This is a genomic window from Gemmatimonadota bacterium (genome assembly GCA_009838645.1).
Lineage (GTDB): Bacteria > JAAXHH01 > JAAXHH01 > JAAXHH01 > JAAXHH01 > JAAXHH01.
This window is the reverse complement of sequence record VXRC01000006.1, coordinates 1-24,967: the sequence shown is the minus strand read 5'-3', so window position 1 is coordinate 24,967 and position 24,967 is coordinate 1. Positions and strand designations below refer to the sequence as shown.

At 52.7% G+C, this 24,967-nt stretch carries 17 protein-coding genes; 12 read left to right on the top strand and 5 right to left on the bottom strand.

Features of this window, described 5'->3' with window-relative positions; translation table 11 throughout:
• The first annotated feature begins 26 nt into the window (after positions 1-26).
• The 9 genes from F4Y38_02640 (at position 27) to F4Y38_02600 (ending at position 16,483) form a co-directional block, all read left to right on the top strand.
• A complete protein-coding gene (locus F4Y38_02640; protein ID MXY48177.1) occupies positions 27-2,468 on the top strand; it encodes an N-6 DNA methylase in 2,442 nt (813 codons plus the stop codon).
• A gap of 124 nt (positions 2,469-2,592) precedes the next feature.
• A complete protein-coding gene (locus F4Y38_02635) occupies positions 2,593-3,948 on the top strand; it encodes a restriction endonuclease subunit S (GenBank protein MXY48176.1) in 1,356 nt (451 codons plus the stop codon).
• A gap of 348 nt (positions 3,949-4,296) precedes the next feature.
• Complete coding sequence (locus tag F4Y38_02630) at positions 4,297-6,534, top strand: AAA family ATPase (protein MXY48175.1); 2,238 nt, start codon at positions 4,297-4,299, stop codon at positions 6,532-6,534.
• A 277-nt stretch (positions 6,535-6,811) separates the two neighbouring features.
• On the top strand, positions 6,812-10,492 hold the full coding sequence (locus F4Y38_02625; GenBank protein ID MXY48174.1) for a hypothetical protein: 3,681 nt from the start codon (positions 6,812-6,814) through the stop codon (positions 10,490-10,492).
• Between the two features lie 229 nt (positions 10,493-10,721).
• Entirely contained in the window at positions 10,722-10,964 is a 243-nt protein-coding gene (locus F4Y38_02620; GenBank protein ID MXY48173.1) for a plasmid stabilization protein, read from the top strand.
• 10 nt (positions 10,965-10,974) lie between these two features.
• Entirely contained in the window at positions 10,975-11,394 is a 420-nt protein-coding gene (locus F4Y38_02615) for a type II toxin-antitoxin system VapC family toxin (protein ID MXY48172.1), read from the top strand.
• A 108-nt stretch (positions 11,395-11,502) separates the two neighbouring features.
• Positions 11,503-14,652 carry a type I restriction endonuclease subunit R gene (locus tag F4Y38_02610; protein MXY48171.1) on the top strand — a complete coding sequence of 1,050 codons (3,150 nt, stop codon included), beginning with the start codon at positions 11,503-11,505 and terminating at the stop codon, positions 14,650-14,652.
• Positions 14,642-15,376 carry a M48 family metallopeptidase gene (locus tag F4Y38_02605; GenBank protein MXY48170.1) on the top strand — a complete coding sequence of 245 codons (735 nt, stop codon included), beginning with the start codon at positions 14,642-14,644 and terminating at the stop codon, positions 15,374-15,376. The genes F4Y38_02610 and F4Y38_02605 overlap by 11 nt, the downstream gene beginning before the upstream one ends.
• Before the next feature lie 189 nt (positions 15,377-15,565).
• Complete coding sequence (locus tag F4Y38_02600) at positions 15,566-16,483, top strand: restriction endonuclease (GenBank protein MXY48169.1); 918 nt, start codon at positions 15,566-15,568, stop codon at positions 16,481-16,483.
• A 68-nt stretch (positions 16,484-16,551) separates the two neighbouring features.
• On the opposite strand, the gene F4Y38_02595 is transcribed toward F4Y38_02600, so the two are convergent.
• Positions 16,552-17,481 (bottom strand): HNH endonuclease, encoded by a 930-nt coding sequence (locus F4Y38_02595; GenBank protein ID MXY48168.1) that lies wholly within the window; start codon positions 17,479-17,481, stop codon positions 16,552-16,554.
• Between the two features lie 9 nt (positions 17,482-17,490).
• Complete coding sequence (locus F4Y38_02590) at positions 17,491-18,444, bottom strand: HNH endonuclease (GenBank protein ID MXY48167.1); 954 nt, start codon at positions 18,442-18,444, stop codon at positions 17,491-17,493.
• 367 nt (positions 18,445-18,811) lie between these two features.
• Between F4Y38_02590 and F4Y38_02585 the strand changes: the two genes are divergently transcribed.
• Complete coding sequence (locus F4Y38_02585) at positions 18,812-20,215, top strand: glycoside hydrolase family 32 protein (GenBank protein ID MXY48166.1); 1,404 nt, start codon at positions 18,812-18,814, stop codon at positions 20,213-20,215.
• A 113-nt stretch (positions 20,216-20,328) separates the two neighbouring features.
• Here the strand turns inward: F4Y38_02585 and F4Y38_02580 are convergent, their stop codons facing one another.
• Both F4Y38_02580 and F4Y38_02575 read right to left on the bottom strand, forming a co-directional pair.
• Positions 20,329-21,147, bottom strand: coding sequence for a TVP38/TMEM64 family protein (locus F4Y38_02580; protein MXY48165.1), 819 nt, complete (start codon positions 21,145-21,147; stop codon positions 20,329-20,331).
• Between the two features lie 28 nt (positions 21,148-21,175).
• On the bottom strand, positions 21,176-22,012 hold the full coding sequence (locus tag F4Y38_02575) for a DUF547 domain-containing protein (GenBank protein MXY48164.1): 837 nt from the start codon (positions 22,010-22,012) through the stop codon (positions 21,176-21,178).
• A 110-nt stretch (positions 22,013-22,122) separates the two neighbouring features.
• Here F4Y38_02575 and F4Y38_02570 point away from each other — a divergent pair, with 110 nt between their 5' ends.
• On the top strand, positions 22,123-22,698 hold the full coding sequence (locus F4Y38_02570) for a redoxin domain-containing protein (GenBank protein ID MXY48163.1): 576 nt from the start codon (positions 22,123-22,125) through the stop codon (positions 22,696-22,698).
• A 49-nt stretch (positions 22,699-22,747) separates the two neighbouring features.
• Here the strand turns inward: F4Y38_02570 and F4Y38_02565 are convergent, their stop codons facing one another.
• On the bottom strand, positions 22,748-23,353 hold the full coding sequence (locus tag F4Y38_02565; GenBank protein MXY48162.1) for an NAD(P)H-dependent oxidoreductase: 606 nt from the start codon (positions 23,351-23,353) through the stop codon (positions 22,748-22,750).
• A 298-nt stretch (positions 23,354-23,651) separates the two neighbouring features.
• Between F4Y38_02565 and F4Y38_02560 the strand changes: the two genes are divergently transcribed.
• Positions 23,652-24,967 (top strand): DNA mismatch repair protein MutS (locus F4Y38_02560; protein MXY48161.1); only part of this gene is annotated, 1,316 nt, incomplete at its 3' end.

Genomic DNA, 24,967 nt, shown 5'->3' with positions numbered 1-24,967 from the left:
AGCATCCATAATAGTGGGAATTCCAAATGGCCCTGAAGAAGTCCCAACTGTATTCCTCTCTTTGGCAAAGCTGCGATGAACTGCGTGGTGGCATGGACGCCTCTCAGTACAAGGATTACGTCCTTACACTGCTGTTCATGAAGTACGTCTCCGACAAGGCGGCCAAAGACCCGAACATGCTCATAGAAGTTCCCGAAGGTGGGGGTTTCTCCGATATTGTAAAGCTTGTCGGTGATAAGGAGATCGGCGATAAGATAAACACAGTGATCGCTACGCTCGCTGAAAAAAACGACTTGGTAGGCGTCATAGATCAAGCGGATTTCAACGACGAAAACAAGCTGGGGTCCGGCAAAGAAATGCAGGACAGGCTCTCCAGGCTCGTTGCTATATTTAATAGCCTGGATTTCGGCGCAAATCGGGCCGATGGGGATGATCTCCTCGGCGACGCCTATGAGTATCTGATGATGCACTTTGCCACAGAATCCGGCAAAAGCAAGGGACAGTTCTACACGCCGGCCGAGGTCTCGCGCATCATGGCACAGGTAATCGGCATCGGGCCGGATACCCGGCAGGATCAGACCCTCTACGACCCGACATGCGGTTCAGGTTCGCTCCTGCTCAGGGCCGCCAATGAAGCGCCGCGCGGCATTACAGTATACGGGCAGGAAATGGACAATGCCACCTATGCGCTGGCGCGGATGAACATAATCCTGCATGGTCACGAGACTGCCGAAGTCTGGCGAGGAAACACTCTTGCTGCTCCGTATTTTAAGAGCCAGAACGACCGTCTCAAGACCTTCGACTTTGCCGTTGCCAATCCGCCATTTTCCGCCAAGGCCTGGTCCAACGGCCTTGATCCGGCCAACGACGAGTTTGGACGTTTTGGCTACGGTATCCCACCTGCCAGGAACGGCGACTACGCCTTTCTCCTTCACCTTGTTGCGTCGCTCAACAGTAAGGGCAAAGGCGCGATCATCCTACCTCACGGCGTACTGTTTCGGGGCAACCGGGAGGCGGACATACGCAAGAACGTCATCCAACGCGGATTTATCAAGGGTATCGTCGGCCTTCCGCCCAACCTGTTCTACGGCACCGGTATCCCCGCATGTATCCTAGTACTAGACAAGGAAAACGCCCATGCGCGCGACGGCATCTTCATGATCGACGCAAGCAAGGGCTTCCGCAAGGACGGCAACAAGAACCGGCTGCGGGAACAGGATCTCCACCGGATCGTCGACGTATTCAATCGACTGATTGAGTTGCCGCGTTATTCCCGCATGGTACCGATCGCCGAGATCGCGAGCCCCCCTAACGATTATAACCTCAACATACCGCGCTACATCGATTCCAGCGAACCGGAAGATTTGCACGACCTAGATGCCCATCTGCGAGGCGGCATCCCGGACCGCGACCTCGACGCGCTCGGTGCATACTGGGACGTCTTCCCCTCACTGCGCCAGACGTTGTTTGTCGGTAACGGCCGAAAGGGCTACAGTGCTAGTCGCATCGAAACGAGACAGGTGAATGCAGCTATTCTCGATCACGGAGAATTTAGATCGTACCAGGCCCGTGTTTCGGTTGTACTCGACGATTGGTGTAAAGTACACGAGGCCGTTCTCAAGGGACTGGTAACTGGTACTAACCCGAGGGAGATCATTCGCACCCTGGCAGAGGATCTGCTGACTCGTGTCGCAGACCTGCCACTGCTCAATCCGTATAACGTGTTTCAGAGGTTGATGGACTATTGGGACGAAACGATGCAGGACGACGTGTACCTGATTACTACGGACGGTTGGAACGAAACCATCAGGCCGCGTAGCATCATCGAAGACAAAGGTCGAAAGGTCAAAGAATTGCCGGATCTCACGATCAAGCGCGTAAAGTACAAGATGGATTTGCTTCCACCGAAGCTGATCGTCTCTCGGTACTTTACCGGCGATCAAACTGCAATCGAAGCCCTGCAGACGAAGCATGAAATCGCCAGCCGGGAACTGGAGGAGTTCGTTGAGGAGCAGACAGGTGAAGAGGGGTTGCTAGCGGATGTTGTCAATGACAAGGGCAAGGTCACCAAGAGCAGTGTCACGCAGCGGCTCAAGGCTATCCGATTCGAGCCGGAGAGCGAGGAAGAACAAGATGCCCTAAAGCAATGCAGGACCCTAATCGAGGCCGAGACTCAGGTGACTAAGGCAGTTAAAATCCTCCAAGAACTCTTGGACGAGAAAGTGCTGGCCCGCTACACAACACTCACAGAAAATGAGATCAGGACGCTGGTGGTCGAGGACAAGTGGTTTGCGAGCATACGGGCTGCAATCGAGAATGAGGTGCAAGGACTGACACAACAGCTTGCCGGACGCGTGAGGGAACTAGAAGAACGCTACGCCCAACCGTTGCCAGAATTGGAGCGGGAGGTGGAGACGTTTGGTGCAAAGGTCGAGGGGCACTTAAGGCGGATGGGGATTTCACTATGAGAAAGAATCTTGTACGCGCAAAAGCGAGGTCTGTTTCACATATATTACAGTCCATCCTAAACGAACCATGACCCGCGACGTCTTGAGTATCAGTGTGACTGACTTTCGAGATTGAGCTAAAATAATGAATACGAAACCAGAAACTGTGGGTAACGCCCTTAGTGATCTGTTCCCAGAGTTACCAGCAAATACTTATTCGCATGCCGCGCCCGCTGTGATGCACCGCACGCAGGCAGACAGGTCGGATGAGGTGCCGTCAGGTTACAAGCAGACTGAAGTGGGGGTGATTCCTTCTGCATGGGACGTAATGAGAATCGGCGAATTGTTTAAATCAACGGCTGGTGGCGACTTGGTCTCACAAAGATCCAGCGATGTGCAAAGCGATAGTCATCCATATCCCATCTTCGCGAACGGTGTTTCGCAGGAAGGCCTCTATGGATTCTCTGACTACACAGAAAACCAACCAGGGTCAATCACTATCACAGCGAGAGGCTCTTTGGGAGTAGCTTTTTATAGAAATACATCATTTGTAGCGATAGGCAGGCTTCTGGTGTTGAAGCCAAAGATCAGAATGGACTCCAGGTATTTCTCCAATTACATCAATCATGGAGTCCGTTTTGCTGTCGAAAGCACGGGTGTGCCTCAGTTAACAGCCCCTCAAGTCGCACGCTATTCGGTACCAGTTCCGCCGGAGCCTGAACAACGCGCTATTGCCGAGGTATTGTCGGACATAAACAAACTACTCAAAGCGCAGGAAGTGCTGATCGCCAAGAAACGGGCTTTAAAGCATGCGGTCATGCAGCGTCTGCTCACCGGTGAGTGCCGCCTCCCTGGATTCAATGAGACGTGGCAAACGAAGCAATTGGGTGAGTTAATTCACCTAGAACCCGCTGGGATCTACGGCGTAGCCCGACAGTCTGAGCAACTCATAGGAATGCCTTTTGCGACCACAACCCACATTAATCTTAACGACAGCTGGAACAACAAAGAGATGGGAATTCGTTACTTTACTGAGCAACAGGTTGCACGTTTTTCGCCGAAAGAAGGGGATCTAATTGTAGTGAAGTCAAGTGGTTCTGCTGCAAGCATTCAAACCGGAAAAGTTGGATATGTCTCTGCCGGAATAGCCGGGACGTTCATTTTCAGCAATTTCCTAATGCTCCTTCGCCCTACTAATTGTGATGCGCGGTTTTTGTATTATCAACTAGTGTCCAGCAGAATAAAGAAAAACCTTCCGTATTTGGTTGAGGCATCTACGTATCCCAATCTCCGTATCTCCGATTATTTAGAGTTACAAGTCCCCTTACCTTCGAACGAGGAGCAATTAGCAATCGTCAACGTATTGTCCGACATGGACGACGAGATCACCGCACTGGAACATCGCCGGGACAAGACACTCTTAGTCAAACAGAATATGATGCAGCAACTCCTCACCGGCCGGATACGATTGGTCGAATTAGAGAGGACTGCAGATGCCTGACATTGAGAAAGAGATTTGTACTTGGCTTCACCAACAACAGGATTGGATTCAGGAAGCGGTCGAGAAACTACTTGCTTCAAACAACTTGGCAGATAGCGACATCCAAGCCATCACTGAGCTTCTTAAGACCACAGTTGGGCAGCAGATTACAACTCACCGAAAATTCGACGGTTTAAGAACGACTTCTACCTCCTCTACAGAAGTTCACCTCCTAGAAATTGGCGAGATCTGCGGCATTGAAAACCTGTGCCCGCAAAGTCCTCTTACTTTCGGTACTGGAAATCTTGCCGTAATCTACGGTCCCAACGGTTCCGGGAAATCCGGCTACATTCGCATTCTTAAACGAGCATGCGGAAATCCAATGCAACGGCGCTCAAGTTCAATGTGTTTGAAGGTCGGCCTGCAAAGCAGCAATGTCAGATTCTCTACAGTTTGGCTGGAAGCGAGAAGTTGGCTACATGGCAGGCAAACGACTCTCCGATACAGGACCTCCGCGCCGTAGATGTATTCGACGCAGATGCTGCGACCTTTTATATCAGCCAGGAGAAAGCAATCTCCTACACGCCACCGTCCGTAACTTTGTTCGAGGCGTTGGCAGCTGTGTGCGACAAAGTGAAAACGAGACTTCAAAATGAACGGGAACTTCTAGTCAGCACACTCCCAGATATGCCGCCAGAATACCGAACTACTAACGCAGGTAAAATGTATGCTGCACTGAGATACGATCTTAGCGAGGAAGAGATCCAATGTCTAACACAGTGGGATAAAGATTGCGAAGAAGAACTCAGGAAGCTGACTGAACGCCTAAATGCGGACGACCCGAAAAAGCTCGCGATTAAAAAACGTGAAACAAAGAGCCAACTCGACCAACTCGGAGTAGAGTTGAAAAACGCCGCGACCGCCGTTGGCCCTGAACAGTTGGAAATTCTGCGAAATTCTCGTAGGGAGGCACATCTGAAACGTACGATCGCTACTGAGGCCGCTGCCGCCCAATTAGGAAGTGCCAAATTAGATGGCATTGGGACTGAAACTTGGAATGCACTTTGGAAGGCAGCACGCCTTTATTCGCAGACAGCTTATCCAGGATTAGAATTCCCTGTTACAGATAACGGCGCATTGTGCGTTCTTTGTCATCAGGAATTGGCTCAAGAAGCACAAATTCGATTGCAGGAGTTTGAAGCTTTTGTCCAAGGTGCAGTAGAGATTGAAGCCAAGGCGGCTGAAACAGCGTACAGCGGATTGCTGGAAGGCTTACCGACACAATGGAATGACGAGGGAACCCGTACGAGGTGTCAGGCTGCTGGGCTGATCGAGGAGGGCTGGGTCGAGAATCTAAGTACCTTCTGGACCCAAGTGGGCAATACCTGTAACGATCTTCGTAACGGCGAGAAAGATGCGGAGGCCATTGCCATAGAACCACCCGATAAACTATTGACCGAAATAAACCGACGCGCCGAATTACTTGAGCAAGACGCACTGCAAAATGATGACGATGCGAAGAACTTCGATCGGGAAAAGGCAACTCAAGACAAATTGAATTTGGAGGCCTTGCGTTGGACGGCGCAGCAAGCTACTGCGATTAAATGTGAAATCACTCGTCTAAAGAATGTGAAAAAATATGAGAAATGGGAGCAATTTGCGAACTCACGAAAGATATCCCTTGAGGCAGGACGTGTCGCCGAGAAAGTAATCACGCAGGCATACGTAGATCGGTTCAACCAAGAACTCAGGATGTTGGGCGCATCGCGAATAAAGGTCGAACTAATTAAAACAAAGACTGTAAAAGGGCAAGCACTACACGGTCTTCGTCTGAAGGGGGTCGAATTGAAAACGGAGAATGCTCCTGAAGAAATTCTGAGCGACGGAGAACGTCGCGTCGTATCTCTAGCGGCGTTTCTGGCCGATGTGGCAGAGAAGCCCCACGCGGCCCCATTCATTTTTGACGATCCGATCTCGTCGCTGGATCAAGACTTCGAATGGCACGTGGCGACTCGTCTTGTTCAACTGGCAAGGAGTCGTCAAGTTTTGGTGTTTACACACCGGCTTTCCCTATATGGTGCGATGGAGGACGCTGCAAAAAAAGTCGGTGAAGAATGGAAGCGTAGAAACCTTAAGCAACGATGCATTGAATCCTTTTCAGGATCCGCTGGTCACCCGGCTGATGATGCTGTCTGGAATGCTACTACCAAAAAGGCCAACGGTATTCTTTTGACGCGTCTGGACGAGGCCAAAAGGGCTGGCGAAACGGGCGGTGCTTCCGCCTACCAAGGTCTCGCGCAAGGAATTTGCTCTGACTTTCGTAAACTATTGGAGCGCACGGTCGAAGACGACCTGCTGAATCAAGTTGTGCGCCGTCACCGAAGGAGTATCACGACTGATAACAGACTTAGACCGCTTGTAAGAATCAGTCGAGAAGATTGTAAGTTTATTGATGATCTGATGACCAAGTATTCGAGCTACGAGCACAGTCAGTCGCAGGAAGTGCCGATCTCACTTCCTGAAGAACTGGAACTGCGCGAAGACTTGGAGTCTCTGAAGAAATGGCGCGAGGAGTTCAAGAATCGGTCCACAAAGGACGTAGTCTGAACAGCGCCGACCACCACGAAACCGTACATTTACACTGTTAGTTGCGATGACCTCCGACATGAAAGTTGAGATCGTCGCAACTGACCACCTCTTAAACTAAACTCGCGGCGTCAAACCGGATATTATACAAAAACTCCTTACTGGTCGAGTAAGTCTAGTAAAACCCATAGTTACGCCAAAAAGAAACCGAGTAACTAGTTTGAACTTTCAGGTTACAGGCTAGATCCGGTCTCGTGTTTAATGGGTTAATTCCACGAAAAGTTAGACTGAGTAATAGATGATTCCTCTCGACAACCCCGAACTGAAGCAACTTGCAAAGGTCCTTCGGAAGTACAAAATACGCGATACCGTAAGTCGCATTGCCAGCCTACTCACCGTACCGTCATTCCATGCGAATGCTCTTCGTATAGAGGTCCTTGTTCATCTTGCAGTTATCCACTGTCGAGGGACAAGTAAGCCTTCGTTGAAAGTAATAGAACGTTGGCTAAACGATTTGCTAGGTAATATGTCCCTTAAGTTTGCAGAAGACCCGGCTGAGGATGTTTTCATCACAAACGTTAGAACCCCCGAAGGCAATCGACGGCTGTTTGAGGGTATCTGGCTTTCAAGTTGTTACTTCACACAGACGGTTATCGACATTCTATGCTCACGACAAGTAACACCAGAACTTGGGAGATTACTCGCCCCGATACTCACGTTACTGAAATTGAGCGAAATTGTCGCGGATAGAGTTGGATTACAAAGGTGGCATTCTGAGCCATCGTATCCACAAGAAGCATGTATGTTGTCGCCCACGACCCGGATTGTCGACAGAGGAAACTTCGTATCCTTCACCTCAAACGAACTTACCACATACCAGATTAACCCCGCCTTTTTGGAACCGTTTATCCTCAAGTCTCGCGATAGGAAACTCCTTCTATCAGAGACTTTAGGCCATACTTCACTTGAGCGATACCCACTTTTGAAAGTTGGTAAGATGCTGGTTCTTGCTTTGCCGAATGCAGTTGGTCCTGCAATCAGGAGATTTCTTTTGGGTAGGCTACAAACGTTGGGGCTTCTGCCGACCTTCGCACAACTGTTGAATTCTTATCAGTCTTACCAGATCGAATTGGAAGGTATAAACAGATTGGAAAAAGCGGATTCCACTGAATCACTGAGCACAGAGGCTACGGATCTACCAATTCACGATTGGTTGTTGAAGGTAGACGTAAACCGGTACCTGCATGTAGTCCTCCTTAATTACCCTTTGAAACCACTGCACAACGAAGGTCTAGACTGTTTGATTGGATATCGAAAAGAAACAGAGGAATCTCTATGCGCTTACCTAAATCGCACTGTAGACCGATGCATGGCTTCACCAGGTAAAAACGACGGAACAACCCTATTAGTGACAGGTGGATTGGGAGGTAACTGCGGTATGAGTTTCCGGAACTGGGCGAACAGATGGAGTCTTTCGGTGATTCATATCTCGGATTTCCTCATGTTGGTAGATGATCCAGCCCAATCGATCATACGGTTTTTGAAATTCATCAATCAAAAAAAATGGGCAGAAAAACAAGGAGTTAAGTTTACAGGTATCACCGGTGACTACACAGTTTTCTGTTACTGGCTAAGGTCTGGTTTTCAGATAGTATCTCGTGAGCTTTCAGTAAGCCCAAGATCCGTTTTTTTAGTCGATGACGGTTATACCCTGAATGTACGAACAGAATGCAGAAGAACCCTTGACCGCCATTTAATCCGAACTACGAATGAAGTTTATGTAGACGTCAAACGGCTCGATATAGATACGTACTTTCATTCCCTTACTACTCGACCGGTATATGGAAGCATTGATCATGGCCTATCTGGCGTCTTGGCAGGTGTGATTGAAACAAGACGAGGTCCCAGTTGGTTTAGTTTACGCCTACGCGAAAAGGGAAATGGATTTCGGAACCATGCTTTTCAGTTTTGGCATGGTTTTATTGACTTGTTTTATAGGGTTGTGGTCGAATACGAGTCACAGAACTCAAATCTGCAATCTGGACCGATAGAAGTATGCCTTGATCTTACCGATGTTGTTATGCCCGAAGTCGATGCAGAAGCACAATCGGCAACGGAAATTGTTGAACCGAGGATTTCAGTACAAAACCGAACTGCCGTAATAGAGCTTCCGGCAGTTCTCTTGAAGTACTTCCAGCAGCCTGAAAACATCGGTGAGACATATGTTGTCAAGCATATTGCGAAAGCCCTCATCAGACTACATACAAGAGTAGTCACGGACTTCGATGAACAAATTGTCGAGCAACTAACGGACAGGATTGTAAATGATGCAGGTATACGAATAATACATGTTCTGACAAGTTATGATAGAGTCGAGCAAATATTACAAAAACATAACAAGAAACCAGTATTGCTTGCACCAGAGGACTTCGCTTTTACAAAACTAAAACTGTCGGAGGACTGTCTACCAAGTGATTACGTGAGTAATCTCGATTCGAGGAGCGCATGCAAATGTTTTTTGAATAAAGTCGTTGCCAAGATCTGGAGTCAGATACGAAGTAGATTGAAGACTCTTGATCGAGCTTCAGTATTGCGAAATTTGTTATATGTTCACGAAAACATCCTCCATGACCGAAATCGTTGGCGTCGCACTGCAAATGCTGTTCAAGCGCTGTACGGACCGGATGACGATGTGCATGGTACCGTACATGAACGTGAGGGAATGCGAAGCATCACAGATTTGTCGACTCGTACCATATTGGAAATGGCGATTTGTGAATGCCCGGAGTTTGGAGGCAATCCACTCTCACAAGAGCAATTGGATGAGTTTATAGCGAAAGCTGCCCTTATGCATGAAGTCGCAGCTCATTCCGACGGTATCAAAAACAAGCTGATCAATCCTCCGATAGAGTTGCACCAAAATGGCTCTTACTCGATAGAACATGAATTCATCAATACTGTAATCGAACCTTTCTTGAAAGCATACGCTACCGATGATTTCGGGGATGCTGCATCAAAATACCATACTCAGTATCAAAACAGACCATCTTCAAAACCAGTTGAGGAGCTATACCCTGAGGACTTCATCGAGGCGTTTGAGGCCGAGTTCCAAATACCATTACAAGATACCGTTGCCGGATTTGCAGAGATTTTCGAAATGGCGATAGATAATGATGATATCGTTGTCAAGACGACACTTGGCGAAATTCGAAACAGACTTGCATCCAATAGGGGATTCTCCGAAACCACGACCAATGCACTCATCACTGCTTTCAGTATATTCCACAGGCCCAAATGGGATTCTACACCGCCTGGGATGACAAACAGGGATATACAACCGTGGCGTTACAGTCGTCGATTGTCCATAGTCTTTAAGCCGATACTTGTTTTCGGAAAACAGGACACGGACGCAGTGATATTCGGAGTTGGCACCTTACAGTTGGGATTCCGTTATCTACTATACTGCCTAGAAGAAGGGTACCTACCTCAGGAGTTTTTTAGATCGGATAAGATGAGAAGTTTTATCGGCGGAATCACAGACAAGAAAGGTCATGACTTCACTGTCACAGTCGCTGAACATCTGAGTACGAATGGATGGCAAACCAGAACCGAGATTCCGATGACTCAGATAGGTGCGTCGTCCGACTTTGGAGATATTGACGTCTTGGCTTGGAAACCAAATGGCGCAATCTTAATCATTGAGTGTAAACGATTGAGACTTGCCCGAACAGTCGCAGAGATCAGTGAAATCTGCCGTCGTTTCCGTGGAGAAGCGAAAGATGAGCTGTTTAAGCATATGAGAAGGGTAAACTGGATCGAAACCAATTCCTCAAGCTTGAACACGATCATAGGGATGCCAGTGAATCCAAATCGTATTGACCAGAGGTTAATTACAAACATTCAGGTACCAATGAGATTCCTTTCAAACCTGCCCATACCGAATGATAAGATCGGTCCGTTGGACGATGTGGGAGTTTAGTTTACCCGCAGTTGTTCGATGACACTAATGCTATGACTACATTCAAAATGTATTGCGGGATATGCGAATGACAGAGTCTGTTGGGGTTGTGTAAGTACAAACTGAACAAAATCGATTCTTGATAACGTTGGTCATAGGTGTGCAAAGCAGAATGAAAATTCGATATCATTGACTTCAATGCAATCAACACTTTAATTTATGATCCGAGATGGCATAAAAGGAGGCATAAATGGCTAGCATGACCATTCGCAATCTGAGCGAAGATATAAAACATCGACTACGCATCCAGGCGGCTGAGCATGGTCATTCCATGGAAGAAGAAGCCCGGGAAATCCTGCGAACGGCGCTGAGTGAACGCAACTCTCCAATAAACTTGGCACAAGCTATACGCGCTTGTTTTGAGCCGTTGGGTGGTGTGGAACTTGACATACCACCTCGCAAGCCGATGCGTGATCCTCCGGAGTTAGGTTGATTGGCACGAAATGATACTCCTCGACACCAACGTTGTATCAGAGTTTACACGCCCAACACCCAATCTTGCCGTAACGAACTGGATTGCTGAACAATCCTTTTCAGCCGTGTTCTTGTCAGCGATCACGGAAGCGGAGTTACGGTATGGTGTGGAGATTCTACCGATGGGTAGGCGTCGTGAAACGCTAAGTATCGCAATAGAGACTCTGCTCCAGAAGGTTTTCGTGCGGCGCATCTTACCTTTTGACAGCGATGCTGCACGTATGTACGCGAAAATCGCTGCCAATCGACGAGCTATTGGGCAGCCGATCAGTGATGCAGATTGCCAGTTGGCAGCCATCGCAAGATGTCATGGAGCGGCAGTCGCAACACGTAATGTCAGAGATTTCGAATACTGCGAAATTGAGGTAATCAACCCTTGGTCCATTTGACTGCTTCATAGACTATCGCAGGAATGAATCGACCAAGTCCCGGGCTCTTTACCAGACCAATGAGAGCCTATCCGCCTCCACAAATGCCAAGTCTGAGAGCATGACGCTATGAGCAAAGTCGGTGAACAGGAGATCCTTACACAGCAACGCGTCGTCGAGTTGTTTGAAGATACGCTAGGTTTCGCCTATCTCGGTAATTGGAAGGTTCGTAACGATAATAGCAACGTAGAGGACGAACTGATTACAGACTGGCTCAAGCGCCAGGGTCACGATAAAGGGATTATCGACAAGACTCTGATTTCTTTTGGCAAGGCGACAGCACTCGGCGGAAGTAGAACGCTCTACGATGCCAACCGCGAGATTTATGAACTGCTCCGCTACGGTGTGAAGATTCAACCCGCAGTAGGTGAGCAAACGGTCACCATATGGTTGATCGATTGGGAAAACCCCGAAAACAACGACTTCGCCATCGCCGAAGAGGTGACAGTCGTCGGTGAAAATACACGACGTCCCGATATTGTACTGTACGTCAACGGAATCGCCATAGGCGTACTGGAACTGAAGCGCTCCATTGTATCGGTAAGCGAGGGCATCCGGCAGAACCTCGACAGCCAGAAGAAGGAGTTCATCCGGCAGTTTTTCACAACCGTACAGTTGGTTATGGCGGGTAACGAGACGGAAGGACTTCGTTACGGTGCGATAGAAACGCCAGAGAAACACTGGCTGCGTTGGAAGGAACAAGAATCCTCAAACACCATCGATGAATATCCACTGCACCAGGAACTCAGCCAACTTTGCGACAAGAAACGACTGTTGGAAATTGTACACGACTTCATCGTCTTCGACACGGGTAACAAAAAGATCTGTCGGCACAATCAGTACTTTGGTGTTCAAGCTGCCCAGGAGCATGTGAACCAGCGCGAGGGAGGCGTCATATGGCACACCCAGGGCAGTGGTAAAAGCCTGACCATGGTGTGGCTGGCGAAGTGGATACGCGAGAACGTCAGCGGCGGACGCGTCCTTATCATCACCGACCGCACCGAACTGGACGAGCAAATTGAGAAAGTCTTCAAAGGTGTAAGTGAGGATATTCATCGAACCAAGAGCGGTGCCGACCTTGTTCACGTCTTGAATTCATCTAACGAGTGGTTGGTTTGCTCTCTGATACACAAATTCAGTTCGTCGGAGGAAGGCGACATCGACTCATACCTCGACGATATCAGGAAGAACCTTCCCAGTGACTTCCAGGCCAAGGGAGAACTCTTCGTCTTTGTCGACGAATGCCATCGAACCCAGTCCGGCAAACTCCACAGAGCCATGAAACAGTTACTTCCTGATTCTACACTTATCGGGTTTACTGGCACACCGCTGCTAAGGGATGACAAAAGACGTAGTATCGAGACTTTCGGACCCTACATACACACCTACAAGTACGACGAAGCGGTGAACGATGGTGTGGTACTGGATCTGCGTTACGAGGCGCGCGACATAGATCAGAACATCACCTCTCAGGAGAAGGTTGATCAGTGGTTCGACGCCAAGACCAAGGGGTTGAGCGACGTGGCGAAGGCTCAACTCAAGGAGCGTTGGGGCACGATGCGGAGGGTACTGAGTTCACAGCACCGGCTGGAGAAAATCGTGGCGGACATACTGTTGGACATGGAGACGCGTGACCGACTTAAGAGTGATCGGGGCAACGCGTTGCTTGTCTCGGACAGCATATACTCGGCCTGTCGCATCTATGAGATGTTTCAGAATCATGGCCTGGAGGGAAAGTGCGCCATCATAACCTCCTATCGACCGGCCATCGCGGACATAAAAGGGGAGGAGACGGGGGAAGGGCTTACTGAGAAGATACAAAAATACGACGTCTACCGTAAGATGCTCGCGGACTACTTCAACGAACCCGAAGACGCTGCAATGCACAAGGCCGACTTGTTTGAGCAGGAAGTCAAGAAGCGCTTCATCGAAAGTCCCGGCCAAATGAAGCTATTGATCGTGGTAGACAAGCTACTGACGGGTTTTGACGCACCTTCTGCAACCTGTCTTTACATCGACAAACATATGCAGGATCACGGACTGTTCCAGGCGATCTGCCGGGTCAACCGTCTTGACGGTGATGACAAGGATTACGGATACATAATCGACTATAAAGATCTCTTCCGATCCCTGGAACAATCGATCAAAGACTACACCGGCGAGGCGTTCGATGGCTACGATGCTGAAGATGTAAAAGGATTACTTAAAGACCGGCTGCAACAAGGTCGTGAGCGGTTGGAGGAGACGAGGGAGGCAATCAAGGCACTGACGGAACACGTCGAACCACCGCGCGATACTTCCGCATATATCAAGTACTTCTGTGGCACGACAAGTGGGAACGCTGAACAACTAAAAGAAAACGAACCGAAACGCGTCGCATTCTATAAATCTGTGGCGGCTTTCCTGCGCGCATATGCAAACCTGGCAAACGAGATGGAGGAAGCTGGCTACTCCGTTGCCGAGACCAAGGAGATACGGACCGAAGTGGACCACTTTGAGAAGGCTCGGAAAGAGGTCAAGTTAAACAGCGGCGACTTTGTCGATATGAAAATGTTTGAGCCCGCCATGCGCCATCTACTTGATACCTACATCCAGGCAGAGGAAAGCGAGAAAGTCTCCACGTTCGACGATATGACCCTGGTAGAACTGATTGTCAGAGATGGTGAAGACGCAGTCGATATGCTACCTGAATCCATGCAAGAGGACAAAGAAGCCGTAAGTTCGACCATTGAGAATAACGTCCGCCGACTGATTATCGATGAGACACCGGTCAACCCGAAGTACTATAAGAAAATGTCGCGATTACTGGACGATCTGATTCGCCAGCGTAAGCAGGAAGCACTGGAATACAAAAAATACCTCGCCAAGATGGTCGAACTAGCTAAAAAAGTTCATAGTCCGGAGACCGAAGCTTCTGAGTCCTATCCTTCAACTATTAACACCTCTGCGTTAATGTCCCTGTACGACAATTTGGTTGGAGTAGACGGGTTGGTGGTGAAGCAACATACGCCGGATTTCCCCGTCGAATCAGACGAGGACGTTTCGGAGGCGATGGCTCTGGCAATAGACAAAGCCATCAGACACGCAAAGAAAGATGCATGGAGGGGGCATACAATAAAGGAGCGAGAGGTCCGTAACGCCATCAAGTCGGAACTCGACGGCAACGAAGACCTCGTAAATGCGATTTTTGATATCGCAAAGCACCAGGATGAATACTGAATTGAGTAGTCACCTCATCAAAGTACGAGGAACAGCGATAGAGATCGTCCGAAAGGACATCAAAAACCTGCATCTCGGCGTGTATCCACCGAACGGCAGAGTCCGCGTGGCCGCACCGTTGCATTTCGACGACGATGCCGTCCGGGCGGCGGTTGTTTCACGTCTGGCATGGATCCGGAAGAAACAGGCCGAATTCGAAAAGCAAGTCCGACAGTCTCAGCGAGAGTTCGTGTCGGGTGAAAGTCATTACTATCGAGGTCGTCGCTACCGGTTACAGGCGAGTGAGTTCGATGGTCCACCTGGTGTCCGACTGTTAAACAACACGAGGATGGAAATACGCTTCCGGCCGAATGCCAACCGGGACGAACGGGAAGCTGTACTACATCTGTGGTACAGGAGGCAACTGCGAGATCAACTAGTACCGTTGAAGGACGATTGGCAACGTAAAACCGGTGTTACAGTAAACGAAATACAAATCAAGAGGATGAAGACCCTCTGGGGCTCTTGCAATGTTGAAGCAAAACGTATCTGGTTGAACTTAGAACTGGCAAAAAAACCTGCATCCTGCCTGGTGTACATCCTCGTACACGAGATGATCCACCTGATCGAACGCAAACATAACGACCGTTTCACGGCACTGATGGATGAGCATCTTCCTCAGTGGCGTTTGTACCGGGACGAATTGAACAGTGCGCCTCTCGCACATGAAAACTGGCGTTACTGAATGTTATTATGACCGAATTTCCGTGAAGTCGCCATTCTCCGTCACAAGATCCACCCACCACGGCCGTTTTCTCTGCAATCACTGGGTCTTCCGTGAACTCCTGAGCGTCTGAAATTTGACGCTCTATGTCGCGGAATCTACATAACACGTTAAGTATATCTGATACCCCACCAGTACAGGAGTCTGGCTATGCCCGTTCCAGATCACTATACACTCATGTTGCCGATTCTTAAGTCTCTGGCGTTGGCTGATACTGAAATGAAGAAGAGCAATATACGTGAAGATGTAATTGGATCTCTGGCGCTGGAAGAGAATGACCTGAAAGAGCTGACACCGAGCGGCGGAAATACAAAACTTGAAGTTCGTTTCAGTTGGGCTATAACCTTCATGTTAAAGGCTGGGTTAGTCGAACGAGTCAAACATGCGACATACAAGCTGACCGAAGAAGGGAAGGAACTCTTAAGTCAAAATCCCTCCCATATTACTGTCGAAATCCTGAGACGCTTTGAATCCTTCCGGTCATGGGGGAGCAAGGTGAGCCAGGAGACATCTGATACCGGTGACGATGCTGGATCTTCCCCAATTTCTGAATCGCCAGTTGAACACCTTGAACAAGCATATGTGACCATAAAGGAAGCCTTGAAAGGAGATATATTGAACCGGGTATACAATGTGTCTTCATCTACTTTTGAACATCTGGTACTGGACTTATTGACAGCAATGGGTTACGGTGGTCCTGAATCGGGAGAGGTCATAGGAGGACCGGGTGATAAAGGTATCGATTGTATCATCAGCGAAGACAAACTCGGGCTTGATAAGGTTTATGTTCAAGCCAAACGATTCGCTTCTGATCATAAGGTGGGAACTAGCGACATGTTGGAGTTTGGAGGCGCGTTAGACGCGAAACATGCATCAAAAGGAATCTTTGTAACAACCTCGGATTTCACGCCCCCTGCTCGGGAAGTAGCGAATCAGAGCCCTAAGCATATTGTACTGATTGACGGGGACAGATTGGCCGAACTAATGGTTGACTATGATGTGGGGGTACGAGAAGAGGTATCTTACACTATCAAACGCATAGATGAAGGGTACTTTGAACCGGAGTGAGTAAATACAATCGCAGATCTCGTAAATCCGTCAATAACGCACAAATTAGAAAATACCCCGGGCTTCGCTTACCCCGCCTTCCTGAAGGTCTCGAACCGACGTTCCAATCGCTCCGGATCTGGATGATCTATTGTGCGTGACGGCAGGTGCAGCCCCGATCCGTCGAGCTGCTTGAGTGCCTGGAGCATGGGACCATCTTTCTTTTCTAACAGCCGTTCGGATACGTGCAGTCGGTAGTTGGGATCAATGCCGATAAGGTGGGCATCGAAGGCAGCGTGATGGATCTTGGACAGGGCCAGTCCGTTTGGTACGATGGGTTGTCCGAAGGTTTCGTCACCATCCGCTATGATGTGGGCGGCGTCCAGCAACTGCGTTTCCGGCAGGCCGGTGATTGCGCAACGGCCACGATATGCGTGTAGGACGGCATCGCGGAACGTATCTTGGTGTAGGCGTTCCTTAACGAGGCGCAGTGCATATCGACGTTCCTTCGCGTTAATCGGTTCTTCGAACCCCTCTTGGTAGGGGTTTCCGATGATTAGTGAGGACTTGAGGGCGGATCCATCCCATCCAGAGATAAAGGTGGGGACGATCGCCTGATAAAGACCGGGAGAAACACCGAGAAAGTAGATCACGGGAATCCGATTCTTCCAGGCCTCCTTTAGCCACTGGTTTTCCGCTGATTCTGGGTTCTGACCCATAAACGCATAGTCTAAGGTTTCCTCGCCCTCAAAGATCCGCCGATGGACCAGTGTCCGCTGATCATCGTACTTTATCCTTCCGCCGGATTTAGGAACCACAGTAGTGATAGAAAGTAAAAACCGCATTTGTCGAGGCTTGAAAATCCCTCGTTGCGGATTGACCAGGGGAATACGCTTTCCTTCAAACAAAAACCCCTGGTTTAACTGGCTTCTTGTAAGGTGACCGTGGGCTTCACTCAGTCGCCGCACGTGATCGAACGCGGTCATTCTCATCTTGAAACCACTACCTTCAACGTTCATGGCAGTCCATCACCCTTTGTAGATCTTTTCGTTGTGCCAGGATAGCACCTTGGGATCCGGCTGGTCCGCTACCTTGTCAGGAACGACGATCCGGTTACCGTGCATATCATAGTAATCCCGTCCGTTCTCGAATTCCTCCCGGACCTGTCCACTGACCTCGAAGCGAAGATCCGGGGTAACGGTAACGTATCCGGAGTCGAACAGCCCATGTATATCCCGCCGGAGTAACAGCCCGTTTCTCGCTTCGTGAAGACCCCCGTCGCTGAAAGGTCGAATATGCGCGGCGTCCAGGGCAGGCAGCGTCCGCTCACGGGTAACCGCGCAGCGGCGTTCGTAAATATCGGTTACCAGCACCCTGAATGCTCCTTGACCGAGTCGCGGTTTTACCAGTTGCGGTTTGCCAAAAAGGGATTTCCCGGCCGGATCGGCTACGATGCCTGCTGGATCTGTCATCAGGCCGGTCGACTGGCGGAATTTCAACCGGGCGTTTACCTCGTCCCACAACGCCCGCCCGTCGGATTCCCCGGTACTGAATGTCTTAAGCGACACGATGTTCGGTGACCAGGTCGGCGGCACCTCGATATACTCGGATTCCTCGAGGAAAAAGGGTTGGGTTAGAATCCGGCATCCGATCTTGAAGTCACTCGGCTCATGCGGGTCGACGTTCCGAAGATACCGAGAGATACGATTTCGCATTTCCTGCAACGAATCGGCGCCGTTCGCTTCCCCGAACGCTTCCCATGCGAGGGAACAGGGTAGCACATTGGAATAGGCAAAAATGCCACCGCCAACGATCACATTGTAAGGTGCATGCAGCTTGAAAAGGAACAGCTCGCCGGGCCGAAGCGCGTTGAAGTTCGTAGCAGAGGGCGCCCAGAAGTTGACTTCGTCCAGATGCGGCTTCTGTCGGAGCGTCTTGAACCAATTCCCGTCAGTTACGGCTACGACGAGTTTGATGTCCATCGTATTGATTCCTGTTGTCTTCGAAGGCGAATGGACTCACAGCGATCCGTAGGCCGTAGAGATTCCAGCGAGGCAATTCAGTATTCCAGATGTCTGAATATTCAAAATAAAAAATGTATGTGGTGACAGGTCAAGGGTCACGTGTGCGTTAATTGGGATTCTGATCCGATATATGAACGGGGCACGCAGATCCTATGTTGAGTGCTTGTAATACTAATTGGAGGATATTACATAATAACGGTAAGGCTTACAGAACACGGACGAGGATTCATATCGACATATATGGAGTCTGTCCGACAGCCTAGACTACAGCGTGATTTCTAGCGATTTTAATTTCGTCGAACCCCCCACCCACAAAGGACCACCCATGACGCCCATCGCCCTGGGATCGCAACGTGAACTCTTCGTAGATCCCTACCTGATCGACAGTCTTTCCGGTGCACGCTTGCACCTGCACGAACCCGTCCGAAAGGAGACCGTCTTCCGCGTAGTCGAACCCCTGGAGAACGCCTGCACCGGTTGCTACAACCTGGTCCAGGCCGACGGTAAGATCCGGGTGTACTACCGCGGCTACCACCCCACGGGCAAGCACGAGGATCTGCCCGAGGGTTGGGCGCAGACGCAGACGACGAACCTGCTGGTCAGCGACGACGGCATTCATTTCGAGCGGCCCGGCCTGGGCCTGGTGGCGGCGGAGGGCTCCACGGACAACAATATCCTCATCCGGGGCGCCCAGGCGCACAACTTCTGCGTCTTTCTGGACGGCAATCCGTCCGCGCCGCCCGAACAGCGTTTCAAGGCCATCGGCGGAGAGGGCAGGAACAGGCTGTTCGGGTTTACTTCTCCCGATGGGCTCGTCTGGGAATCCATCGTGGACGGTCCCCTCAAGATCGAGGGCGCTTTCGATTCGGTGAACGTGCCCATGTGGGACGACTATGTGGGTTGCTACCGCATATTCAGCCGGTACTTCGAACAGACCGGAGACGACGGCGTCGGAGTCCGCGCAATACAGAGCTGCACTTCGGATGATTTCATCCACTGGACCTCGCCCGAGCATCACGTGTACGACGAAGGCGTTCCTTTCGAGCATTTTTACACCAACGCCACCACGCTCTGCCCCGGGGCGGAACACATCCTGCTGTCCTTCCCCATGCGGTTCGTGCCGGAACGGACGAAGGATACGGAGGGCATGGTTTACCCGGGCGGCGGGATCTCCGACGCGGTGTTCATGACGAGCCGGGACGGCGTCCACTGGGATCGCACGTTCATGGACGCCTGGCTGAGGGCCGGCCTGGACCAGCGAAACTGGACCCATCGCAACCAGACGCCGGCCGCGGGCATCATTCCGACAGCGCCGGACGAGTGGTCCATGTACGTCGCCGAACACTACGGCTGGAACACCAACGCCGTGCGGCGAGTAACCGTCCGCCCCCACGGATTCGCCTCGGTACGGGCGGGATACCACGGCGGCGAACTGCGCACGAAGCCAGTGACCTTCTCCGGATCGACGTTGTTTATCAACTACTCGACGTCCGCGGTTGGAAGTGTGTCCGTGGAGATCCAGGATGCGGAGGGCCGTCCCCTGGATGGTTTCGCCGCGGGGGACATGGAACCGCTGTTCGGAGACGATCTTGACGCCCCGGTCGCGTGGCGCGGGGGCAATGGTCCGGGCGGCAAGGCCGACCTGTCCCGCCTGAACGGCACGCCGGTCCGCCTGCGCTTCGTGCTGAAGGACGCGGACCTGTTCTCTATCCGTTTCGGGGATTCCTGATCAGGCTAGTCAGTGACCGGTCGCCACCAGTGACAGCCCGTCGCCGATGGCCGAGCCCCATCAGAGACTGGCCGACGACGCTGGCTGGCCGACGACGCTGACCGTCCGGCACCCTATTCCGCCTGAATCGGTTTTCCGCGAAGCTTCCGGTAGATGGCCGGAGCCAGGGAGATGGTGATGAGCAGGGCGAGGGCGATAATCAGGTTGGTCAGGGCCGAGGAGCGCAGGGCGGCGCGCGTCACCTCGTCGAGTTCTGCGCCGGCCAGGTAGACCTGCATCAGCGACGCCGCGGTATAGGCGTAAATGAAGGTGCCCGGTGTGATCCCGATCATAGTCGCCAGCGCGAAATGAAGCTTGCGTAGACCGGAGAGTCCGGCGGCGAAGTTCAGCACGTTGAAGGGGATGACCGGGATCAGCCGGAGCTGGAGCATGCGCAGGAACCCCTTTTTACGGAGTCGACGGTCGATCCGGTCAATGGGCCCCTTTATGTAGCGGGATACGAAATCGCGGCCCAGGTACCGGGCCAGGTCGAAGGCGAGGTTGGCGCCGATGTTCGCGCCGATCATGACGTACAGCGCGCCTTCCAGGGCGCCGAAGGTGAAACCCGCAAAAAAGGTCAGGATCACCATCGGCAGGCCCAGCACGGTGAGAAGGACATAGACGCCGATAAACACCAGGGGCGCCCACCAGAATCCCTCGATCGACTCGAAGAACCCCTCCATCACGACGGGCTGGAGATAGTTGCCCAGGGGCGTGAAGCTGTAGGCCAGAAAGCCGGAAAAGGCGATCGCGAGCAGAATGACCGGCTTGACGAACTGCCGCTTCTGGCTGGTGGCCTCGGCAACGTCTTCACCGGCGCCTTCGCCTGCGTCCTCGGCAGCGGCTTCGCCGGATCCCTCGATTGTACCTTCGCCAGGGTCTAACTGCGACACGGCGCGTGTGGTTTTTTCATGGATTCATTTATTCCGGAGACTGTTCGTTGATGCCCCAGTCGTAGTGCAGGTAGTCGACGTCCACGTCTTTCCGCTTCAGCAACGCGCGGGCCGCGTCATCGGGCACGTAGGGGGCGATGTAATCCAGGACCTCCCGCTGGTTCTCCCCGAAGTCGTCCTTGTACCAGTCCATGATCGGCGAAAGCCAGACGGTGTTGTCCTCCGGATCGGCTCGAAACTTACTGGGATCGGCGAAAAAGACAAGGGTATTCGCTTTCATCTGCCGTTCCACGTCGTCCGCGGTGAATGCTTCGGTCATGAGCGGCGGGCATCCTATGGAGGCGCACACGAGGGCGAAATGGACCAGGGGCTCGTCCATCTTGCGCAGGATGTTGTGCTCGATATCGTCCAGCGAATATTCCCTGCCCTGGATCTCGATCTTGTAATCCTTCCAGATGCTGTACCCGAGCAGGCTGACGTGATCCCTGATGCTGCTGGTGGGATAAAAGTGCAGCATCCCGCGGATCGTGAGCGCGTTGTAAGTATTGATCCAGTAAGCGAAGACCTCGTTCCGGTCCTTCAGTCCAGCTGGGTCCACGCCCTTGATCATCTCCAGGTAGCCGTCCAGCGTGCCCACATCGCGGGCCTTCCAGGTCCGGTAGTCGATCATGCCCAGGTCGTCGACATACTTCTTCAGCAGACCGTCGTACACGGAATGATCCACCGTACCACCTCCCTGCGCTTCGGCCGTTCCCGTGTACATGACTGCCGTCAACGCAACGGCCGCCCCCGTATGCAAGACTGCCGTCAGCGCAGCGGTCATCAAGACTTTCCATGATCTTGAACTTATCCGTCTTGTACGCATCGCTCGAGTCCCCTATTTCCCTTGCCCTGCATGGGATTTCCCGCTATATTTCATTGACTTTCGCAGACGTTCCGTGGACCGGATTCACCCTTCCCAGGCGGTAAGAAACCATGGAAACGAAATCCCGGGGCAGCATCATCTACGTCCTTGCCGCGATCCTGATCCTGGCCGGACTGATCTCGGCCATCGTAGGCGAAATGAGATCTCCCGAAGTGGCCGTCATATATGATGCGGACAATCCCATGTCCGCGAATCCCTACTCGGTCGATCTGGAATTCGCCCTGATGGACGCCGACGAGAACGAATTCACCATCGCCCAGTTCGAGGGCCAGGTCCGGGTCGTCAATTTCTGGGCCACCTGGTGCCCTCCGTGCCGCGACGAGATCCCCGACTTCCAGGCGTTCCATGAAAAATACGAAGATCAGGGCGTCAAGATCATCGGCATCGCCCTCGACGAACAAGGCGCGGAAATCGTGCAGCCCTTCGTCGAGGAAATGAACATGACCTACCTGTCCCTCATCGACACCACGCAGAAGGCCGCCACCGAGTTCGGCGGGATCTACGGCATTCCGACCACCTTCATCATCGACCGGGAAGGGATGGTCCGGAAGAAGCACGTGGGCTACATGTCCTACGAGAACCTGGAATCCGCCGTGCTGCCCCTGCTGGCGAACCAGGCCGATTAAGACCGATGCGCGTCAGGCCGTTTTGCTGACCCAAGTCGGACCGATCCTCCTACGCATTCCTGTTTAATGCGGTGGCCCCGTGCAGTCTCCCGAGCGTCTCCGCCAGGTTGCGTCCCAATCCCTCCACCGCCGCCTGGCGCTTCTCGTCTTTCAAACGCCCGTCTTCCGTGAACGCGCCGTGCGCGCCCGGAACGGCCACCTGGTCCGGCAGGATCATCACGTGGATGTTGCTCAGGATCGATCGCACGTGCACGAGTCCGCGCAGACCGCCCAGCGACCCCGGCGACGCGCTCATCAGCGCGGCCGTCTTGTTTCGGAAGACCGCCAGCCTCTCCTCGCCCGGCGCGGGCCTCGATGCCCAGTCGATCGTATTCTTCAGGAGGGGCGTGATGGAGCTGTTGTACTCCGGCGCGGCGATCAGCAGGCCCTGGCTTGCCATCATCAGCGCCTTGAAGCGGACTGCGTTCTCCGGTAGCCCTTCCTTTTCTTCCAGGTCGCCGTCGTACAGCGGCATGGGATAGTCGCGCAGGTCGACCAGGTCGACTTCGGCCCCGGCTTCATCCGCGCCGCGCGCCGCGATACCGACCAGTTTTCGGTTGAATGACCCGGTCCGCGCACTGCCGGCAAAGGCGAGTATCCTGGGCACATAGCTCATACTGAATAGTCGCGTTTCAGGCCCCGAAAGTCAAGGGCGGATTGAACGCCCGGCGGCGCCGCTCCAATAGGCCGTTTCACCCCATCCCGCAAGGCCCTATCCGGCCGGTCACGCGAGGGAGAAACACCTTGACGCAAGGGGCTGGCATGGCTATCGTTCAAGCATCGTAAATGCAACTTCCGCACGCGGCATTCCGACGCATGGAAGCGGTCGGATCCAGTGCGGTTTTCCACGCCGGAACCCCGGTCGCTTCGAGCCGGCCGGAAGCCGGCAGCCAGCCATAAAACCTATCCCGCCCATGCCCCGATCCAAAGGAACGCTGACCCCCGCCATGGCGCAATACGCCAGGATGAAGGATCAGCACAAGGATGCGATTCTCTTCTTCCGCATGGGGGATTTCTACGAGACCTTCGACGACGACGCCAAGCTGGTCTCCCGCGTCCTGGGCATCACGCTGACCGCCCGCAATTCCGGCGCCGGGGGCGCGGAGAAGACGCCGCTGGCCGGCGTGCCCTACCACGCGGTGGAGAAGTACATCGCCGAACTCGTGGGATCGGGATACAAGGTGGCCGTCTGCGAACAGGTCGAAGACCCGAAGAAGGCCCGCGGCGTGGTCAAGCGGGACGTGGTGGAAGTCGTCACGCCGGGGACGACCATGCTGGCGCAGACCCTCGATCCCGGCGAGAACAACTACATGGTCGCCCTCGCCTTCGACGAGGACGCCTACGGCATGGCCTTTCTGGACCTGTCCACGGGCGAGTTCCGAGTATCCGAACTGGGCGAGGACGATCTGCTCAGCGAGTTGAGCCGCCTCGACCCCGCCGAGGCGATCGTGTCCTACGACCGGGCGGAGCAGGCCGAGGCGCTGCTTCAACCGCGTTTCCCCGACATCGCGATCAGCCGGCTCGAGGAGTGGGCCTTCGACTACGACCAGGCGCTCCAGGCCCTGCTCGATCATTTCGAGGTGCTGACGCTCAAGGGCTTCGGATGCGATGAAATGACCGCCGGCGTCTGCGCGGCGGGCGGCATGCTGGTCTACCTGCGGGAGACCCAGAAGAACCGGCTGGCCCACCTGAAGACGATGGCGCGCCATGACATCGCCGACGCGATGCTCATGGATTCGGCGACGCAGCGCAACCTGGAGCTGATCACCTCGCTGCGGGACGGCGGCCGCGAGGGTACGCTCCTTTCCGTGATGGACCGGACGTACACGCCCATGGGCGCCCGTTTCATGCGCCAGGCCATCACCCGGCCGCTGGTCTCCACCGAAGCCGTCCTGGCCCGCCAGGAAGCGGTAGGCGAACTCCACGGAGAACACGGGGCGCGGGACGAATTCGCCGGCCTGCTCAAGTCCATGGGGGACATGGAACGGATGGCCGCCCGCGTCGGGTCGGAGCGCGCCAACGCCCGCGACCTGATCGCGCTGAAGGCCGCCCTGCACGTCATCCCGGTCATCAAGGAGAAGCTCTCTGGCCTGAAGGCCGGGTTGTCCGCCGGCCTCCGGGACGGACTGCGGGAGCTTCGGCCCCTGGCGGAAAAACTCGAGCGGGCCCTGGTGGACGATCCGCCCCTTTCGCTGACGGAGGGCGGGCTCATCCGGGCGGGGTACAACGA

What these genes read in the sequence shown, in the direction of transcription:
- F4Y38_02570 (MXY48163.1), top strand. Translation starts at nt 22,123, where the DNA reads ATGGAAACGAAATCCCGGGGCAGCATCATCTACGTCCTTGCCGCGATC.
- F4Y38_02600 (MXY48169.1), top strand. Translation starts at nt 15,566, where the DNA reads ATGCCCGTTCCAGATCACTATACACTCATGTTGCCGATTCTTAAGTCT.
- F4Y38_02620 (MXY48173.1), top strand. Translation starts at nt 10,722, where the DNA reads ATGGCTAGCATGACCATTCGCAATCTGAGCGAAGATATAAAACATCGA.
- F4Y38_02565 (MXY48162.1), bottom strand. Translation starts at nt 23,353, where the DNA reads ATGAGCTATGTGCCCAGGATACTCGCCTTTGCCGGCAGTGCGCGGACC.
- F4Y38_02605 (MXY48170.1), top strand. Translation starts at nt 14,642, where the DNA reads ATGAATACTGAATTGAGTAGTCACCTCATCAAAGTACGAGGAACAGCG.
- F4Y38_02635 (MXY48176.1), top strand. Translation starts at nt 2,593, where the DNA reads ATGAATACGAAACCAGAAACTGTGGGTAACGCCCTTAGTGATCTGTTC.
- F4Y38_02575 (MXY48164.1), bottom strand. Translation starts at nt 22,012, where the DNA reads ATGCGTACAAGACGGATAAGTTCAAGATCATGGAAAGTCTTGATGACC.
- F4Y38_02590 (MXY48167.1), bottom strand. Translation starts at nt 18,444, where the DNA reads ATGGACATCAAACTCGTCGTAGCCGTAACTGACGGGAATTGGTTCAAG.
- F4Y38_02640 (MXY48177.1), top strand. Translation starts at nt 27, where the DNA reads ATGGCCCTGAAGAAGTCCCAACTGTATTCCTCTCTTTGGCAAAGCTGC.
- F4Y38_02630 (MXY48175.1), top strand. Translation starts at nt 4,297, where the DNA reads ATGCGGAAATCCAATGCAACGGCGCTCAAGTTCAATGTGTTTGAAGGT.
- F4Y38_02625 (MXY48174.1), top strand. Translation starts at nt 6,812, where the DNA reads ATGATTCCTCTCGACAACCCCGAACTGAAGCAACTTGCAAAGGTCCTT.
- F4Y38_02585 (MXY48166.1), top strand. Translation starts at nt 18,812, where the DNA reads ATGACGCCCATCGCCCTGGGATCGCAACGTGAACTCTTCGTAGATCCC.
- F4Y38_02610 (MXY48171.1), top strand. Translation starts at nt 11,503, where the DNA reads ATGAGCAAAGTCGGTGAACAGGAGATCCTTACACAGCAACGCGTCGTC.
- F4Y38_02615 (MXY48172.1), top strand. Translation starts at nt 10,975, where the DNA reads ATGATACTCCTCGACACCAACGTTGTATCAGAGTTTACACGCCCAACA.
- F4Y38_02595 (MXY48168.1), bottom strand. Translation starts at nt 17,481, where the DNA reads ATGAACGTTGAAGGTAGTGGTTTCAAGATGAGAATGACCGCGTTCGAT.